The sequence below is a fragment of the Mariniradius sediminis genome (assembly GCF_021491425.1).
In the GTDB taxonomy this organism is placed as follows: domain Bacteria; phylum Bacteroidota; class Bacteroidia; order Cytophagales; family Cyclobacteriaceae; genus Mariniradius; species Mariniradius saccharolyticus.
Window position 1 is genome coordinate 1 of sequence record NZ_JAKEVZ010000023.1, and the last position, 18,338, is coordinate 18,338.

Genomic DNA, 18,338 nt, shown 5'->3' on the forward strand with positions numbered 1-18,338 from the left:
CTGCTTTCGAGAATCTTTGCTGTCATAGACAGAGACTCACCATATGTAGAAATCCACAAGTATGCAGCCTAAAAAAATCAGTAAAATTGTACTATTCCATTTGCTTTAATCTTAGAATACAGGCAGGTTTTGGAGGAGTTTTTGGGGCATTTTTCTACAGAAAAAAATCATGGTTTGGGTTCAAAGTCAGGGTCTGACAGAAAAATGATTTGGTCCGCGAGCGCCTCGAGTCGCTCTAGTTTAGTGAGATAATTGATGATTCCCCAGGCTTGATTGTCCAAATGATTCTCAAATTCCAGTTCCTGAAACAGCTTGTGGACTTGAGGGTTTAGTCTTGACTTTCCCGTTCCCTTCAAGAGGGAATACTGATCGATGTTCTTCATCGAGGTATTTTTTGTAAGGTAGGGAAGAAACAGGTTTTGACTAGTCTCATCCATTGTTTCGTAGCTTTCTTCCTTTTCTTCGATGGCACTTCCACAGTCAAAAATCAATAGGCGCAGCGATTCTGAGGAAATAAGGTTGAGATTGCCTGAAGAAATCAAATCTGCAAGAACGGATTGACTTGGACTAAAATCCCCATAATCCAGACTTATCGCAATAAGGCTGTCCAGATTATGCTTTGCGAGAACATCATCCGGTTCATTGATCAATTCCAGCGCTGCATTGGTGCCGTTCAGGACGTTCCGATGTAGCTTAATCGTGGCTTGAAGTTTTTCTTTGTTTTTTTGAAATTCCAGATGAAGGTCTTTCAGGATCAATTTCTCCTTGTGTTTGTTTTTCAAATTTTCATTCCAGGTATTGATGCTCAGGGCAATCAATATTCCGATGACCACGAGTACAATTTCTCCGATGGCATAGACAAGATAGCGTGTTACCCGGTTTTCGGCGAGGAGTTTTTGGCGGATTTTTCGGAAAATTGCGATCATTGGAATCGGGTAACTGAGTCTTTTTTTAAACATTGTCCCATAGGGACAAAATATGGGTAGAAAACAGATCGGTAGAATTGATTAGCGTGCCGTAGGCCTGCCTGTCCGGTAGGCAGGTACGCCATATAGTTTGTAATGCGAAAAGGTTCCTCATATATCCCGTACCCCCCTGAAGATCGGGAGGCGGGTACAGCATATAGTTATTCAATCGGTTTGAAAATATAGCGTGGATCAAATTCTATCTCATGAATTTTCAGAAGTTCTTCATATTCCTCTAGAAAAGATCTTTTTGAATGATGTTTTTCCTGATCTTGAATATACTTGATTACCCTTGGTACCTGATTTTTTGAATAAGAAAAAGCTCCATACCCAGCTTGCCAGGAAAATTTTCCATTGACAAAACCCTTCTCATTTATCCATTTGGATGAATCTTCCTTCACCATTTGCATCAAATCTGCCAATGCCTGTGTTGGTCTAAAACCGATCAGTATATGAACATGGTCAGGCATTCCGTTGATCTGCAAAACTTTGTGGCCGTGATTTTGAATCAATCCTGTGATGTACTTATACAGCTCGTCTTTCCAGTTATTGTTGATGATGGATATCCGGTTTTGAACCGCAAAAAAAGCTTGAATATGAATTTGTGTGTAGGTATTTGCCATGGCTGTGAAATATATTACGTATGCGTCTGTCCAGTAGGCAGGTATGCAATTAAATTCATTTTTAGGGTTTCTGACATATCCCGTACCCGCCTGCCGGACGGGCAGGCCTAAAGGCACGGGGGGGCATGGCTAATCGCAAGTTCTACCCATATCAAGTCCCTAAAGGGACTACCGTCCTTCTTTTCCTGAAGGAGTTTTTGCGAGTTTTGCGAAAGATGCTTGTCCTATTATTTCTTTTTTTCTATTCTATTGCTTATGTTCTTTTCATCTATCCAATCTTTTTATTTCCCTCTCCAAATCTTGGATCATCCCTTCCACGGATTTCCTCAGGTTTTCATAAAAGAAGCCGATATAAGACCCGGTGCGATTGCGCTGGGTTTTGATAAAATACAGATATTCCCTGCCCTTTTTAAGGGATTCAAAGTCCAAGGGAACCATGTTTCCCTCAAAGGTGGATTTCCCGGAAAAATTCCACCCGGATTCGAATCGACTCGGCAGAATGTACCTCATATTGTGTTCTACCTCGGCCAATTCTTCCTGTTCCGCCTTGAGGAAAAAATCATATTGGGAGTCATAGACTGCAATCAGCTTATTACGGATTTCGGCGTTAGAAATGATGTCCAATCCCCTGGATTTGGCGGTTTCGAAGGAACTGGTCGAGTGGACAAAGTGGATCGGCAAAAGGGTGTAATTGAAATGAAAGGCCAACGAATCATGGTAAACGCCGTCATTTTCCAGTACTCCCAGAATCAAATCCAAGGCTCTTTCGCTTTTTCCCAGCTCCTCCATATTCAGCTTGATTTCCCCCAAATCAGTAGTAAGTTCGGTTTTACAGCCTTTCAGGATTTCAAGTTCAGCTCGCTTCAGATTTCTATTTTCCCCATAATTGGACAGCTCAAAAGCGCCATAGATACCGATGATCAGCACCAGAATCTCGATCATGTATTCCGGCCATTTTTCTCTAAGAAGGTGGAGGATTCGTTTCATAGGGACACAATCAATTCATTATAGGTAACCGGTACTACAAGCGATATTTCTTTTTGATCTCCTCGATCAGATCTTCACCGATTTCCAACTGCACTTTGTACTCCTGAAGGGAACGCCCCATCATAGTCCTGACTGTCACGATTTTATTGATGAAGATTTCCAAGGTATTTTGGTCCGGGATCTTGATATACATCGTCTTGGTGACTGGCCTGTCGAAGCGCAACTCCCCCGTCACTTCAAAATTGAGAATAGTCGCAGCAAAGGGAACAAGTTCCCATTCGGCCTTTTCGACTATCTCCTCCCGGAATACTGTCTTCTTCAACTGGTTGTCATAGGCATTCATTTGGTTGACCAGCTCTTGATCGAAATACCGCAGCGTACCCGAGGATTTCATTTGGGAATAAGTGCCGTCAGTCGGAGCAAAGGGAAAGGTGGTGAAAACCTTTGTGATGCCTTGGTAGATGGCCATTGTATCCCAAGTGGCCCTTGGAGCGTGAAGCATATCGAGAAAATCTTCCATGGTTTGATCTTTCTCCTGCGCAAATCGGATCGCTTCCTGCAGGGCTTCTCTGTCCTGTTCCAAATCCGCCAACATGGATTGGGCGAGGACTTTGGCACTTTTATTCTCCACATAGGTCTCCCGTTGGTTTTCTACAAAAAAGCCCAGGGAGATGGCCAAAAACAGCATAAAGAACTCCTTGAAATAGGATTTCCAGTTCTTCTTTTTCAGGGCGCTGATCAGCTCTATACTTGAGACATCGAGCCGATTTTCCGGAGTTTGATTTTCTTCCATCTGCCTAATTTTCCAGTGTGACAAACAACTGAGATCGGATTAGCCAAGTCCCGGAAGCTTTGGTCCATTGGGCGGAGTACTTCCCTCCCACTACTGGTTTATCTGAGTCTTCATAGTATCCTTTCCAAGTGCCTGTTTCCCATGCCAACATGGTTTTGGGATTGACGATCACCTCATCCGGAGTCCGGATCCAATACATCTTGGGCCCCTTTTGGGATTTGAGGTAAGTAGATAGCGCTTCCTTTCCAGCGATAAGGGCGCCTGCACCCGTAGTGATAAAGGCATCGGCTGTAGAGAAAGTTGCATTCAAGTCCTCGTCAAAAGCACGGAGGGCTTGATTGGAGGCTTCGCGTTGCGCAAGGATCTGTGATACATCAGAGTCCTGCGCAAAGCAGAAGGTGATTACCAAAACGCCTATAAATGAAAGAAGTATTGTTTTCATGGGCGATTCAGAAAAAGGAGTGAAAAGAATATTTCTCATCGCGGGATTTTGCAAAAGAATCGATGAAGAAGATAAAAACATGAACTCTCACATTGCTTCCAACAAGGACGAAAGGGATGAATTTCTTCCCCAATGATTGGTTTTATTTTTCGGAGGAGGTTTACTGTATCCAAAGTTATCCTGTATCTCCACAGGCAGGACCTGTCGAATTGCTGTTTTTGGAGAAGCGCCAGAACGGGAGAAGTCCCCAGAGAGGTACCTGACCAGAGAAAAGAAAATTTAAATCGGAATTAGTTGTAAAGAATATATCTACCTTTGGGATCAAATGTTCCTTCGATGAAAAAACTAACCAAACTATTCAAGGGGCTGACGCTTGTTGCAGTACTGTTGTTGAGCGCTTGCTATCCCATCAGCCAAGAATTTGTTTCGGATTTCGACTCTGTATTTACCGAAAAGTCAGAACCCGACTTTGATTTCGAAAATCCCGCGATCCAAACTTACTATTTGGCGGATACAGTCATCGTCCTGACCGATCCAAATGTCTCCGACACGAATTTGGAGGTGGACCTGGACCAAGTGCTGGCGCGGGTTCGCACCAATATGAACCAAGCCGGGTACACCGAAATCACCAACATCAATCAGGCCACGCAGGCAGATTACCTCGTACTCGTCAGCGTCAACCGCTCAGACAACTACTTCAACACCTGGTGGGGTGGCTGGGGAGGTTGGGGCGGCTGGGGAGGCTGGGGCTGGGGAGGCTGCTGCTTCTTCCCGCCCGTCGTCACTACCTCCAATATCCGGACGGGATCGATCATCGTAGAGCTACTTGACGGAAAGCGCCTCTCCCAGAGAAACCAAAACATCCCCGAAGTATGGTATGGGGTCGGTGCGGGATTGTTTCAAGGCAGCAATACCAACTTGAACAACCGCACGCTGAGAGCAATCGATCAGATGTTTATCCAATCACCTTACCTAAAGCGCTAACCGATGAAAAAGATACTCGTTTTTATCGCCATCATCACGTTTGGCATCTCCGCAAATGCACAAACGAACAGCAACCGCATCCCGAATTTTCGGGTGAACAACTTTCGCGTCAATTACGACGTGGCGGTTCCCCTGGGTCAAATGTCCGAGGACTTCATCAGCCAAATGTCCTGGCGCGGCGTCAGCATCGAAAACCGATGGGGCATCAAACCCAAGCTTTCTGTCGGTTTTTTGGTCGGTTGGCAGGTTTTTGCGCAGCGGGTGGACAATTTTACACAAGACTTGAACAACGGCAATGCCGCGATCAATGGGAACCAGTTTCGCACGATCAATACCTTCCCGTTCCAGGGAACGGTGCATTATACCTTCACCGAGGATGCAGATATTATGCCTTGGGTGGGCTTGGGTCTGGGTGTTGCCCATTCCAATCAAGTGATGCAGGTTGGTTTCTTTGAGGAGCAAAGGACGATCACAAGCTTTGCCATGACGCCACAAGTGGGCATCGATCTTCCGCTGAATCGCGTCACCTCGCTCACGCTGAGTACACGCTACAATTTCTTCCTGCATAGCAATCAGCCCTTCAACTATTCGTTCTTAGTATTCAGCGTAGGGATAAAGAGCCGGTATTTGTAAAAAAATCCAATTGAAAAAAGATCCTGCTTCTTTTGAGGCAGGATTTTTTTTTGCCAAAATCACTTTCTGCAGACAAGGCCGGCCTATAATATTCCGCTAAATTGATAAGTGTTTATTTTCCCGATTCTGTTCCCAAAACCTCTTGATTCTTTATCGCCGCCATGCCTCCAAGAATCAGCCATTTTCCATCCACTTTTTTCCAGGTATGGGTGAACTTATATGTCTCCTTGCGGACCACCTGATTTTGACTGTCAGTCCAGAAATAATCCGTGTCGTAGAATACCATCACCACATCCTCAATGGAGTTTGATCCTTTTTTGTGAAGGGTATAGCTGTATTTCAGATCCGGGTCTTTATGCAAATCAGGTATCCAACTGGCAATTTTTCTTACGTCAGATACTCCATCCCCAAAACCCGGATAGCCCATAAAGTCATTGTGCCAGAGGGTTTTGTAGGCGACCGTGTCGATTTTCTGGACATATTCCCAGTACAGTTCTTCCATATGCCAGGCTGCATCTTCCAATTCGGACTTAGCGAGCATGGGCGTTGTTTCTCCTTCTGTTACGTTGTCCTTTTGGCTACAGGCACCGATGGCTATCAACCCGATCAAAGCAGAAATTTGGAAAAGTAGAGCTATTGATTTCTTCATATTGGCTTTTAGTTTATTCGATTGTATTTCTTAAGTACATCTACCAATAATCCATGCGGCAATGCATAGGAATTATTCCCATTGATTCCTTCCATGGTTTCGGCTGCGATCATGGCATTGATGATGGCTTCCTCGACAGACTGAACTGTAGCTTCTAGAAGAGGGTCGATCAGGTCGTTGGGAAGAATATCGACTTCTGATAAATCAGACCGCTGAAAAGCATCCGGATTAGCTGTAGAAAAAGCGATAAAAATATCCCCGGAGCCATTGGTTCCTATTCCGCCAGTCCGCCCGATTCCAATTGTGACCCGCTGCGCTATCCGCTTCAACTGATGCGGCAACAAAGGCGCATCTGTTGCGACAACGACGATGATGGAACCGTCGCCTTCTTTCCGATAGGACTGTGGAGGCAATTTCAATTCGTTGTTCAAAGTATCCAACAACTCCATTCCAACTGGAACGCCAGCAATGGTCAGATTCGGCTTTCTCCCAAAATTGGCTTGAACCAAAGCACCCAAGGTGTAAGATTCACCCTTGACATTTACAACTCGGGATGAGGTTCCGGTTCCTCCTTTGAATCCCAAACACATCATCCCTGTGCCTCCACCTACGTTGCCTTCGGCGATTTTCCCTGTTGCCGCATTGTTGATCGCTTCGAGCACGTGTTCTTCTTTGACATGGAAGCCATAGATATCATTCAAAAAGCCATCGTAGGTTTCTCCTACCACAGGATAAGTGTACCACCATTCCTCTCCCCTATACCAATCTGTGTCCACATACCATTTCAATACTGCATCCCGGACCACACCAACACTGTTGGTATTGGTGATCATGATAGGGGTTTCCAAAAAGCCGGATTCGGTCAACCAAGTGGTTCCGGTCATCTCTCCGTTTCCATTCAGGCTGTACCAATTGGCAAATACGGGGCTGAATTTTTGCGCCTTTCCTCTCGGGAAAATTGCGGTGACGCCGGTTCGAATTGGTCCCTTGCCTGCGATATTCTCCCCGCTGCCTGCGATGATGGTGCTGTATCCGACTTCCACCCCTTTAACATCAGTGATGGCATTGAAGGTGCCTGTGGTTCCGGCAAAGGGAACGCCCAAGTCCCTTGCCCGAGGTTTCTGCGCATAAGACACAGAACAGCACAGACCGAGAAAGATAAACGCAAATAGTCTTTTCATTTCAGGTGTTATCAGGTTTAGTACTTGAACATCGCTTTCAACTCCTTTACTTTTTCCATCGGAGGATCGGTCCATGGAATCTTTTTGGTTTCGCGAAGGATTGACGGGGCAAATGGCTTTGTATTTTGTCTGAATTCAGCTGCAAATTCCTCTCCCCAGTAGACAAAGGCATCTTCGATGATCTTCCAATAGCCGCTGTCAACGACATGCTGCTGGTAATCATCATTCGGCTCCCATGTAAAATCAGGGAGTGCCTTGTAAGCAAATACCGGACCTCCCTCAATGGTATATCCTTGGATCAAATGGGTGACCTCAAATCGCTCATACCCCAATTCCCATGCATCATACAGGGGCAAGTCGGCCTCGGGCACCACGTAAAGCACCCCATTGATGACTGTGTTCGCATCTTCACGGATGTTGAGGTAATGCAGGTATTTCGGATAGACGGTATCTCCTTCGACCAGTATATAATCCTTGGAAAAGGTACTGTCCACATTGTATAGAGGAAGGTCTGTCGGCCAGGCAAAAGTCCATGACCTCCTGTAACCCTTGAGGTGCGCAGGTAAAAACGGTCCATGATAAGCCTTATCCAAAAGACCGGTTTCAATCAAATTTTTGGACATCAAGGAACCATAGCCAAACATGGCAACGTGTCCGTCAGGGATTTTGAAGGTTTCCAATTTCTCCCGACAACTTCCAAGGAGGAGTATAACAGCCGGAATCATTAGAGTAAATAATAATTTCATATTTTCTTATAAACCATCCAAAAACCTAAATATCTCAATATACGCCTTTTCCAATTCATCTTTGGTGGGGCTGTGCCTTGACTCGGGAAGGTAGATTCTCAAGTCTTTATTTGTTCTCATCAAAGGAACAAACCTTTCAAAAGTCTTAGCAGGAATCTGATCATCCAAGCCCCCATGCCACAGAAAAATAGGTGGGTCTTTTGGATCAAAATAGGTGATCGGTTGATAGATGGCTAGGTTTTCTTTTGATTCATAACCTTCCGCAGGAAAAAGTGCCCGACCCACTGCTTTGTACTGTTCATTCTCATGCTCCGTAAAAACCCTTTCCACCACATCCAATCCATCCACAGGTCCGGAAAAATTGATGACGCCAACGATCCGAATACCATCATCCAACTTATCGGGATACTCCGGATTGTTTTGGGCAAAAGCTACATTGGTCGCGATATGCGCTCCCGCAGAAAAGCCTGTCACAACCACTTTGCCCAAATTCAAATCATAGACACCTTTATTGGCTGCGAGGAAATTCAAAGCATGTGTCAAGTCACTCGTGGCAAGGGGAATCCCTCTTTTCAATCTGTAATTCAGATTGACGATATTCAGGCCTTTCTTCAGGTAAGGTTCGATGTACCTTTCCTCCTGACGTTTGTCGTTGAAGTAATAGCCACCACCGTGCAGAAACACAATCGTGTAGTTTCGTTTACCAAAGGATTTTGCTTTTTGGGAAAGATAAATATCCATGGTTTGCTCCGCATCTGAACCGTAGGAGACGTCTTTCAAAATTTGGTAGGCAACACCCTTTTCTTCGGGAGAGAAATCATGAACTTCAGCTAGCTTTTGCGAAAAGGCCGAGGAGGAAATTGAAAAAAAGAGCGCGAGTAAGATAATTGGGATTGGTCTTTTCATCCGAAAACAATTAATTATAACTTCTTAAGCACTGATACATAAGCTCCCTATTGACTATTGCACGACTACAAAATCCCCTGTGATCTTTTCAATCGAAGGCGTCCCGGCGAGTTGCATGTCCCGAATCAACTCGGCCTTAGGAATGTCCAACGCGATTTCCACTCCCTCTTGGCCCAAGGCACCCAGTCCCCAGCAAAACGGCCTTCCGATACAAACTGCATTCGCACCCATTGCCAATGCTTTGAATATGTCTGTCCCCCTTCTGATTCCTCCATCGATTAAAACCGGAATTCTGCCTTTGACTTCTTCAACTATCTCGGGTAAGCATTCAATCGTTCCCCGGTTGCTTTCCAACTGCCTTCCACCGTGATTGGATACAATAATCCCGTCGACACCATGCAGGAGAGCGAGAGCGGCATCCTCTCTTGTCACAATTCCCTTGATGACTATTTTCATATTACAATTGGCGCGAAGCCAATCGATGATCTCCCAGGTGACTGTCATGTCGGTAAATTTCATGCCTTCAGGAAGGATTCCGTCAAGGTTTCCCATTTTGAGTTCTCCGGCGTCGATAAGTTTAAACAGCGTTGTCGCACTAGTTTCCCGATTCCCGACTACCGGTGTATCTACTGTCAACACACAGACCGGACAACCTGCCTGTTCTGCTTTCTCAAGGAGTATTTTGGTAATCTTTCGGTCCGGAGTCGGATACAATTGAAACCACAGATTGGGACCGTAAGCAGCAGCTACTTCCGATACCGAATAATTTGAAACGGTAGATAGCATCATCTGATGCTTCCGGGAAGCGGCTGCTTTTGCCGTTGCCACCTCCCCCTCTTGATGAAAAAACTTTTGAAATCCGACCGGACTTAAAATAATGGGAGTTTCAAGGCTTTGCCCAAACAGTTCAACTTTTGTGGAGATATTGCTTACATCAATTAAAACCCTGGCTCTGATTTGAATTTTATCATATCCCTCAAGGTTGGCCTTCACTGTTTTCAGGTCATCGGCACCTCCATTCAGGTATTCAATGGCATCGTCTCCCATGACTTTTCGGGACAACCTTTCCAAGTCAAAGACATTTTTAAAGTCCTGCTTTTCAACTTCCTGGAATCGACCTGATGTGCATCCTGAAAGCGATATCCCCGGTATTGCCAAAGCCAAACTTGACAGACCAATCCACTCCATAAACTTACGGCGCTGTATGTCAGTCTGTGGGTAGATATCTAGATTGTTCATTTTTTTTGATTTCAGAAATTAAAACATCGTGAAAAGAGCTCAAAACAAACTCTCCACCACTACCTGCCAGGCCGATGTCTTTGAGCCAAATTCAATCAACAATACACCTCCGATATAAGCTCCCATCGTGATCAATGCAGGTTTTGAACTGTAGCCTTTGCGTTTTTGGTACCATGCCAATGCTCCCAAAAGCAGTATAGTGAAAGTCAAGGTTGCATATGAGGCTGTGTAATTCATCACTACCCCCTCGGGGCTATAAAACTGAAAAATAATGCGGTCTACGGAAGGGCCCAAGGCTGTCAAAATAGCCCCAAACATGAAGGTGGCATGATGCAGGATTCGCTTTCGATAGATGATTGCTAAAGAATATAGCCCCGCCAACAGCAAAAAATAAACCAGACCCAAATCAAGAGAAGCAGCAGCAGAACTGTAAATCTGTTCAGAGGTCATTTGTATTTCTCCGGAAGCTACTCTTTCACTCATTCGTGAAAGTCGGCGCAGATACCGTTCCTGAATCAAAAAATACAAGCTAATCAGAACAAGGGGCATCAGGATATAACTTGTTTTTCCTAGCCTGCGATGCCATTGTATTTTCTTTTTTAGAATCAAAAGTGGTTGCGCAAGGCTCATCGCCACCCAGGCCATGATCAATACAGTATGGATGTGAATGACAGAAGAGGAGTTGATGTCTCCAAAAAGCGTGGACCAATATCCCGGCCAAAACCCTATCGCAATGAAGGGAACCAAAAGGAACAGAAACCAAACGGTGTTAGGAAAGAATATTCGGTTGGTTACATTTGACATACCCTGTTTCAGTTTTTTTGGGACAGAGGTAGAATGACCATGATATTCAGAAGATATTTGCTTTGATGGTTCCATTTTTTTGCTTTCAATTTGACAGGCAATTAATTATTACTTGCTGAATTTCCCTCCAGGGAGCCTGCTTTTGATGTATTTGAATTGACCGTTGTGGTTGGATTCATGTTCGCAGACATGAAACCACTTGCAGTAATTGTTGGTCGGGCCCCAAGGAAAATCCTCATCCACCTTCATCAACCAATTGTCATCCTTTTTATTAAACTCTTTGATGGTATTCTCCCTTACTTCCGTCATGATTTCAAGGTAGTAGTTGAAGGAATTGCCCTTGATGGTTTTCCTGGCTTCATCGCCAAGGTTCATCGCCACCTCAAACCGATCCAAATCCTCCTTGGGAAAATCCCCCCATTTTTTTCCCTCGAAAGTATGGATCTGATAAAAACGCTCCGTGGCAGCCAAATGGAGCAGCATAGCTCCAATGGAGTTGGAGTTTTCATCGAGCAAAAAATCCAGCTGCTCCACATTCATTTTTTCAACAGGCCTCAGTATCACATCCCGCATCCAGGTCATCATGGATAGCAAGGTTCCGATATACGGCGCAAATCCTTCCCTTGGCCCAATCACATTGAGCCTGTCTTCGATCGGCAAGGGTGCAGCAGTGCTAAAATGCGGTGCTATGGAGAGACCAAAGGTTCCCGAGGTAATAACCGCAGCAGATTTCATGAAATCCCTGCGGGTAGAAGGTTTTTTTGAGTTCATATGGGCAAATTGTAGGATTGGCAAAAACTTTACTCGGAACATAGACGGTCCAAATAAGGTAACCAATCAAAGTCCATTTCAATTAGGCGATGGGACAAAACGCGCAAAATACTTCCCTAACGACGCCGAAAACTTTCCGAGAATAGCCAAAGCATGAAAACTTCAGCATCCGTTTTTATTCGACCAATTTTTCCCCGTTTGATTCCCAAAAAAGAAAGTTTTTCAGCTAATTCCGGAAAATAAATCTATGTTTGATTAATGCTGTATAGGACCCATATCATTTTGAAGAATTACGAATTGAAATGTCCATACTTTTCAACAATCACCTTTATTTTATTCTATTTCAGCATTTTAGACTCCTATGCGCAAAAACCTCATATCAACGAAAGTTTATTCAAAGAAGGTTTGTTGGAGTTGGATCTTAAAGACAATTGGAAGTACCAGCCTGGAGACAATCTTGAATGGGCCAAGCCCGATTTTGACGATACCGATTGGCACAAGATAAACCCAATAGACTTAAAGGCTTATCGGATGCCGGATAGCTTGTGGTCTGGCTATGGCTGGTGGAGGATTCGCTTTACGGCCGACCCAAAGATCATCGAAGCTATAGAAAGGCTATATTTCTACTCTTGGGGTGCTGCCGAGATTTATCTGAATGGGGAGTTGGTGGAAACCTATGGGAATTTTTCAACCGATAGCAAACTGGAGCAAACCTTTACCCCCAACTATTCACCGGATAGGCCTTTGAAAATCACCCCACAAAATGTCTATACCCTTGCGGTCAGATATTCAAACCATCAGGCAAAAAATAACTTTAGGATATTCAAGTACTTTTCTGAAAATCTCGCTTTCAATATCGGTTTTTCCACCGCTGTCAGAGCCAGGTATTCGGATTTCAGATACCCTAACAGCTTCGCCACGCTATCAGTACTGGTTGCCGTGCTATTGATTCTCTTTGTACTGCATCTGCTGCTGTACTTTAAGTTCCGCAAGGAGGAACCATATCTCGTGATTACGCTGATCACATTTTTCTTCTTATGCGCTGCTGTTTGTGCGCACATCCTACTGTTTGTTGAACTGGACGGGTTCACCAATCCGATTTTCAGCAGTATTTTGAATTCAACCTCCTTTGGTTTGGGTTATGCTTTGCTGCCCTATTCCCTCAGTTTGTTATTTAGAATTCAAAGATTCTATTGGACAAAGCACCTCGTATGGTTGGCGTTCCTACGAACCACCAATTATTTTGTTCCTGTTTTCAATTTTATCCTTTTTGATGCCAGCATCATTCTTTCGATCATCGTTTTGATGGTCGTTATCATGCGGAGCGCCATCAAGGAAAAAAATAGAGGGGCAGTATACGTGACCATCGGAGCAATTGGAACTTCGTTTTTCCTATTGGTCAACAGATTGTTCAATGCGGAGCTTATCTCATTAAGCACATTCATGTACTATGTGGATTTGATATTACTATACATCAGCTATCCTTTGGGTATTTACATCTACATCACCCATCAGTATGGTAGACTTTTCCTCGCCATGGAGCAGGAGGTGCAAGAAAGGACCCAACAATTGAACGACACGATCAAAGACCTTACCAAAACCCAAAAGGAGCTTTCCTTGAAGAATAGCCAGAATGTGCTGTTGCTGAAGGAGATTCATCATCGGGTAAAAAATAACTTGGAAGTAGTATCAGGTTTACTAGCCCTTCAATCGGCCAAAATGGAGGACCCTACCATGCAGGAAGTTATGCTCGCCAGCCAGAACAGGGTGCATTCTATGGGGATTTTGCACCAAAAGCTCTATCAAAGCGAGCATTTGGCATTTATTGAAATGAAAAATTATTTCGAGAACCTTTGCATCAATATCCTTGACTCTTACAGCGAATCAGAAAGAATCAAAGTCAATGTAGAAATGAAGGAACTCGAATTGGACGTCGATACAGCAGTTCCCTTGGGGTTGATCGTCAATGAGTTGCTTACCAATTCACTGAAATACGCTTTCCCAAATGGCGAAAAAGGGAATATCGAATTGAGTCTGGCACATTTGAATGGCCAGGACTTCCAACTCAAAATCAGTGACAATGGAGTAGGCAAACCTATAGATGCGGAAGTGAAAGGAACTGGCTTCGGCACCCAATTGGTGGAGTTGCTCACCCGTCAGATAGACGGCCAATTGATTCAGGAAATCAGCAATGGGACCAAAATCCTAATCAATTTCAAAAGGCAGGTGACGGGGAGTAGTTGAATGTGATATTGGATCGGGAACGTACTTCCTATAGAATCCGGCAAATTGGTACATTTCATCTCACGCTTTTCTCGATCCCTCAGGATGCTAAAATTCAATCCTTACTTTTTGGAACCGCTTCCATCAGCAAAGCATAGGCTTTGTCTAAAGACTTGCCACCCGCTTGCTGACCCTTGTAGTGCCCGAGTCGGACAACTACCAAATCATGTGAGGGGATGATTGTCACGGACTGTCCACCTGCGCCCAGCATCATATAGGCATCTTTGGGAATGGGCAACGCACCATCCCCATTGATCCAAAATAAGCCGCCATAAATTGGTCGTCCATCAGCCAACCAGGGTTCGGCAAGGGTGCTTACAAACTTTGTGAACCCTTCAGGCAAAATCCGCTCTCCATTCCAAATTCCATCATGTAGGTACAAATTGCCCAATCTGGCCCAATCTCGGGCAGATGCAAACTCATATCCTTGGGTCAAAAAATTGCCATAAGGGTCCGTCTCCATTACCATGGTCCGAATGCCTATCTTATCAAACAACATTCTTTGGGGAAATGTGAGGTAATTCTCGCCTTTGCCTTCGATGCCCAAGCGGTTGAGATAATTGATTAGTACGGGATCGCTGTTGCGGTAACGCCCAACAGTATTGGGTAGCCATTGTTGGGGCAAACTGGCATCATATTCGAATGAATTGACCCCACCTGTGTAGAGGTACAAATGGTCGGGGTAACCCAACGAAGGATCATAATCAGGGTCCTGAGGGGCTCGGCAATAAATGCCACTTGACATGTGCATGATGTCCATAATCCTGATTTTGGATCTTCCATCGTCCTTTCCCTGCCATTGGGGTATCGGCGCAGGCTGGTCCAAAGTATATACGCCCTGCTGAATCAGAATCCCCATGAGGGTGGCGGAGAGACTCTTTCCCATGGACCAACTTTCCAAGGGTGTGCTTTTATCGACACCTTCACCATACCGTTCGCCGATGATCCTTCCCTTATATGTGACCACAAACGCCGCTGTCAGCGCTTCATCCGGAGCAAATGCCACGTCAACTGCCTTCCTCACCAAGTTCATGTCAACGTTGGAAGGGCTGCTTCCGCCTGGAAGCAAATCACCCATCGGCCAGGGAGTGGTAGCGGCATCTGGCAGCCTGCGGACCACTTTTTCAGGTTTGAACTTCAAAGAACCACTTCCTTCAGGCAAACAAACACAGCCTTGGTCACCGGTGTAAACCGCCGTCCGGACCACTCCATTTGGAAGTTGAATGGAAACCGACTTCCGATCATAATCGATTGATGGTTTTCCAACTTTTGCCCGTTCTGCATAAGGCGCAGTAAAATATCCCACATTCTCCGCTGCAAATTCAGGTGAAAGCCCCGTGATAAAAACCGCGGAGCACATAATCTTGGCATAACCAGCTGTATGGTGGGAAAGTGCGTCACCTGGAGGGGCTTTATATGCTGTCCCAAGTTCAAGTTCTGCGGCACGGGCCAACATTTTGACGCGTGCTTCCGGTGTCGATACTTGCGCATGACAAATCAGGCCGTTAAGAATCAAACAAGCCAGAAGGGATGTCTTCATTGGAATTCTCATATTGGAAAATCAAGGTTATACTCACGAACTACTCAAACCCCAGCACTGGCTTAGATGTGCAGAGTGGATTTATTTTTGATCTAAAAATTCCTGTACCAAGGCATTATTTGCGGATTCCATCTGCACGGTCCAACTATCGATATACCACCTACCTTTCTCAAAATGAAGTTGGATACTATTCAAACCCCGATTATTGCTAGGCTTTTCCCGATCTGTCCTTATCTCAAAAGCACTCCAAACTTGGGCGATATTGCCCAAATGACGGACTTCTCTTTTGAGCTCGATTTCATATAAATTTTCCCTTGGATGGAGCAGCATCGGAATGTACTCCTGCTCCAAGGAATGATATTCGGCATTTCCCTGATCGTCGAGTCTGATGATCACAGCGTTTGCCGAATGCAGGAATTTATCCCTTTCAAATTGCCAAGGATCTTTACTTGAGCCTGAAATCACCTCATAATAGGCATCAATAATGGCCTCTATTGACTTGACATCTTTTCCGTATTGATCACCCAATGCTTGGCCAATGGCTGAGGACCAGAGGAAAAGTCCGAGGAAACCTAAAACCGTATTTTTCATAAGTGTCTTTCCTATGCTCCCTATTCAATTGATTTGTTTTTGACAAACGGACTTATGATCAAATACCAGAATGTCTGCTTGTGAGGGTCTTCAAATTCCTTTAAGCCCAGTTTGAGCTGCTCCACAGGTTTGTATTTGTATGTCCCGAAGATCCTGTCCCAAAGGATGAAAATGTCTGCATAATTTGAATCTGTGTATTGCTGATCCTGATCGTGGTGGATTTTGTGCTGGTTGGGTGTCGTGAAAACCAATCCAAAAGTCCGGTCCAGCCATGCTGGATACCTGAGGTTGGCATGCTCTGCAACCTGAAAAAGCGTGACAATTAGAAAGTAAAGCCCAACCGTTTGCATGTCCAATCCAAAAATCACAACAGCCAAGAGTGAAGCTGATCCAAACCAAAATATAACTTCAAATGGATGGGCTCTCAAATAGGTCGAGGAGTCCATGGTCGTGTCGCTATGATGTACCCTGTGAAATTTCCAAACAAGCGGAAAGGTATGAGACATTCTATGGAACCAATAGACCATCAGGTCGATGCACACCACGCCCAAAATCAATTTGAGCCATACCGGAATCGCTATTTGATAAAACAGTCCGATTTGGTTTTGATTGAGCCAATCAACGCAAAAAACAAAAATTGCCGCCCAAAACAGGTTAAGGACAAAAAATACAACCTGAAACAATATAGCCTGCCCAAGGTGTCCAAGCCTGTTTTTGAAGTAAAACTGTGTGTTCAGGACCTGTTCGAGCGTGAAAAACACCGCGATCAATACAACGACGACATAATTGAGGTCAATGGTGAGCAAGTATTCTATTGTCTTCATCCTTATTGATTTTTATCCAGCAATAGGACCGTGTGCAAAATCACGTTTGCGCCATTGGCCATTTGTACTGAGGAGGAATATTCCCTGGGATTATGGCTGATGCCGTCTTTGCTGGGGATAAACACCATCCCAATAGGTCCCAAGGCTGCCATTTCCTGGGTATCGTGTCCAGCACCACTTTGCATTTTGATGTAGGAAATCCCAAGTGATTCGGCTGCTTGGATCATTCTATCCTGTATTTCTTTACTGGCTAGGGTTGGAAAAGAAGAGAGGTTGAGGTGTTCAAAAGCGATTTGGGTATTGGTCTCTTCTGCGATCTTTTGGGCTCGTTTTTCAATATCCGCATACATCTTCATGATTTTCTCGGTAGAAAGGTCGCGCATTTGCAGGCTCATTTCCACTCTTCCCGGAATGATATTGGGTGCACCTGAGGGGACAGATATCTTGCCGACACTGCCGACTTGGCTTCCCTCGTAGCTATTGACGACCTCATTTACAGCCAAGATAAGCTTTGACGCTGCTATCAAGGCATCCTGTCTATCATTCATGGGCGTGCTTCCCGCGTGATTCGCCAGTCCCGTCACCGTTATGTCCCAATCCTCAATGCCCACGATCCCCTCGATGATGGCAATATCTATCCCGCGTGATTCCAACACCTTGCTTTGCTCGATATGGACCTCGATGAATGCCGCCAAATCTCCGGCTCTGCGGGCTGCCTGCTGCAATCTTTCGGGATCACCACCGAGGCGTTTGATGCCTTCGGCAATCGTATAACCGCTGGCACTCGTTTGTGAGAGGGCTTCTTTTTTCAGTTTCCCCGCCATGGCCCGACTGCCGACCAAGCCTCCCTCCTCGTTTTGGAAGATAATGACCTCTAAGGGGTGGTTGGTGATGATCTTGTTTTCATTGAGGACTTCGATGATTTCAAGGGCCGTGATGGCACCGTAGGCGCCGTCATAGTTTCCGCCATTAGGGACCATGTCGATATGGGAACCAAAAGCAATCGGTTTTTTGCTCGGGTCTTTACCTTCCCTACGTCCTATGATATTCCCTGCAAAATCGATCCTTACCGCCAACCCTGCTTTTTGCATCAATTCCATAAAGTAGGCACGTCCCTCGATATCCCCTTGGCTGTATGCGGTACGTTGACCCTCGCCCTTTTCATTTCTACCAAACCTTGCCAATTCGAAGATCCGCTGCTCGATGCGCTGCTCATTCACTTTGATTAGGCCCGTTGAGACGCTTTCCTGGGCGAACACAGCGTTGAGATATAGTAAAAAGGCGAATGCAAGTAATCGTAATTTCATTGTTTTAACGTTTCAAGGTTGATTTATTCATCTCAACAATATCCAAAAAACTTTGAATGCTTGCATATCA

General features: G+C 45.0%; 19 protein-coding genes. 3 read left to right on the forward strand and 16 right to left on the reverse strand.

The genetic code is table 11. The features are described from left to right. Positions 1-167: 167 nt before the first annotated feature. The 5 genes from L0U89_RS19190 to L0U89_RS19210 form a co-directional block, all read right to left on the reverse strand. Positions 168-926, reverse strand: a complete 759-nt coding sequence (locus L0U89_RS19190) for a DUF6090 family protein (RefSeq protein WP_234863006.1) — start codon at positions 924-926, stop codon at positions 168-170. A 200-nt stretch (positions 927-1,126) separates the two neighbouring features. After that, entirely contained in the window at positions 1,127-1,588 is a 462-nt protein-coding gene (tnpA, locus tag L0U89_RS19195) for an IS200/IS605 family transposase (RefSeq protein WP_234863007.1), read from the reverse strand. 264 nt (positions 1,589-1,852) lie between these two features. Further along, positions 1,853-2,575 carry a hypothetical protein gene (locus L0U89_RS19200; RefSeq protein WP_234863008.1) on the reverse strand — a complete coding sequence of 241 codons (723 nt, stop codon included), beginning with the start codon at positions 2,573-2,575 and terminating at the stop codon, positions 1,853-1,855. Between the two features lie 34 nt (positions 2,576-2,609). Beyond that, on the reverse strand, positions 2,610-3,368 hold the full coding sequence (locus L0U89_RS19205; RefSeq protein ID WP_234863009.1) for a hypothetical protein: 759 nt from the start codon (positions 3,366-3,368) through the stop codon (positions 2,610-2,612). 4 nt (positions 3,369-3,372) lie between these two features. Next, complete coding sequence (locus L0U89_RS19210; protein ID WP_234863010.1) at positions 3,373-3,810, reverse strand: DUF4440 domain-containing protein; 438 nt, start codon at positions 3,808-3,810, stop codon at positions 3,373-3,375. A 336-nt stretch (positions 3,811-4,146) separates the two neighbouring features. Between L0U89_RS19210 and L0U89_RS19215 the strand changes: the two genes are divergently transcribed. Together L0U89_RS19215 and L0U89_RS19220 are read left to right on the forward strand one after the other, a co-directional pair. Beyond that, entirely contained in the window at positions 4,147-4,794 is a 648-nt protein-coding gene (locus tag L0U89_RS19215; RefSeq protein ID WP_234863011.1) for a DUF4136 domain-containing protein, read from the forward strand. A 3-nt stretch (positions 4,795-4,797) separates the two neighbouring features. Continuing rightward, positions 4,798-5,427, forward strand: a complete 630-nt coding sequence (locus L0U89_RS19220) for a hypothetical protein (RefSeq protein ID WP_234863012.1) — start codon at positions 4,798-4,800, stop codon at positions 5,425-5,427. Between the two features lie 112 nt (positions 5,428-5,539). Here L0U89_RS19220 and L0U89_RS19225 read toward each other — a convergent pair whose 3' ends face one another. From L0U89_RS19225 to L0U89_RS19255, 7 genes are all read right to left on the reverse strand, one after another. Beyond that, positions 5,540-6,076 carry a nuclear transport factor 2 family protein gene (locus L0U89_RS19225; RefSeq protein WP_234863013.1) on the reverse strand — a complete coding sequence of 179 codons (537 nt, stop codon included), beginning with the start codon at positions 6,074-6,076 and terminating at the stop codon, positions 5,540-5,542. Positions 6,077-6,084: 8 nt separating this feature from the next. Then, positions 6,085-7,257, reverse strand: coding sequence for a DmpA family aminopeptidase (locus L0U89_RS19230; protein WP_234863014.1), 1,173 nt, complete (start codon positions 7,255-7,257; stop codon positions 6,085-6,087). A 17-nt stretch (positions 7,258-7,274) separates the two neighbouring features. Then, complete coding sequence (locus L0U89_RS19235) at positions 7,275-8,003, reverse strand: gamma-glutamylcyclotransferase family protein (RefSeq protein WP_234863015.1); 729 nt, start codon at positions 8,001-8,003, stop codon at positions 7,275-7,277. A gap of 6 nt (positions 8,004-8,009) precedes the next feature. Further along, a complete protein-coding gene (locus L0U89_RS19240; protein WP_234863016.1) occupies positions 8,010-8,909 on the reverse strand; it encodes an alpha/beta hydrolase in 900 nt (299 codons plus the stop codon). Between the two features lie 54 nt (positions 8,910-8,963). After that, positions 8,964-10,148 (reverse strand): alpha-hydroxy acid oxidase, encoded by a 1,185-nt coding sequence (locus tag L0U89_RS19245; protein ID WP_234863017.1) that lies wholly within the window; start codon positions 10,146-10,148, stop codon positions 8,964-8,966. A gap of 39 nt (positions 10,149-10,187) precedes the next feature. Continuing rightward, positions 10,188-10,952: a hypothetical protein gene (locus tag L0U89_RS19250; protein WP_234863018.1), complete on the reverse strand. Its 765-nt coding sequence runs from the start codon at positions 10,950-10,952 to the stop codon at positions 10,188-10,190. 108 nt (positions 10,953-11,060) lie between these two features. Then, the gene (locus L0U89_RS19255; protein WP_234863019.1) at positions 11,061-11,723 is read right to left on the reverse strand and encodes a DinB family protein; all 663 of its coding nucleotides are present in this window, start codon (positions 11,721-11,723) and stop codon (positions 11,061-11,063) included. Positions 11,724-11,981: 258 nt separating this feature from the next. Between L0U89_RS19255 and L0U89_RS19260 the strand changes: the two genes are divergently transcribed. After that, complete coding sequence (locus tag L0U89_RS19260) at positions 11,982-13,967, forward strand: histidine kinase dimerization/phosphoacceptor domain -containing protein (protein ID WP_234863020.1); 1,986 nt, start codon at positions 11,982-11,984, stop codon at positions 13,965-13,967. Between the two features lie 94 nt (positions 13,968-14,061). On the opposite strand, the gene L0U89_RS19265 is transcribed toward L0U89_RS19260, so the two are convergent. From L0U89_RS19265 to L0U89_RS19280, 4 genes are all read right to left on the reverse strand, one after another. Beyond that, positions 14,062-15,546 carry a serine hydrolase domain-containing protein gene (locus L0U89_RS19265; protein ID WP_234863021.1) on the reverse strand — a complete coding sequence of 495 codons (1,485 nt, stop codon included), beginning with the start codon at positions 15,544-15,546 and terminating at the stop codon, positions 14,062-14,064. A gap of 81 nt (positions 15,547-15,627) precedes the next feature. Then, positions 15,628-16,137, reverse strand: coding sequence for a hypothetical protein (locus L0U89_RS19270; protein ID WP_234863022.1), 510 nt, complete (start codon positions 16,135-16,137; stop codon positions 15,628-15,630). A gap of 20 nt (positions 16,138-16,157) precedes the next feature. Continuing rightward, positions 16,158-16,961 carry a sterol desaturase family protein gene (locus L0U89_RS19275; RefSeq protein ID WP_234863023.1) on the reverse strand — a complete coding sequence of 268 codons (804 nt, stop codon included), beginning with the start codon at positions 16,959-16,961 and terminating at the stop codon, positions 16,158-16,160. Positions 16,962-16,963: 2 nt separating this feature from the next. Next, positions 16,964-18,268, reverse strand: a complete 1,305-nt coding sequence (locus tag L0U89_RS19280) for a Zn-dependent hydrolase (RefSeq protein WP_234863024.1) — start codon at positions 18,266-18,268, stop codon at positions 16,964-16,966. Between the last annotated feature and the right edge of the window lie 70 nt (positions 18,269-18,338).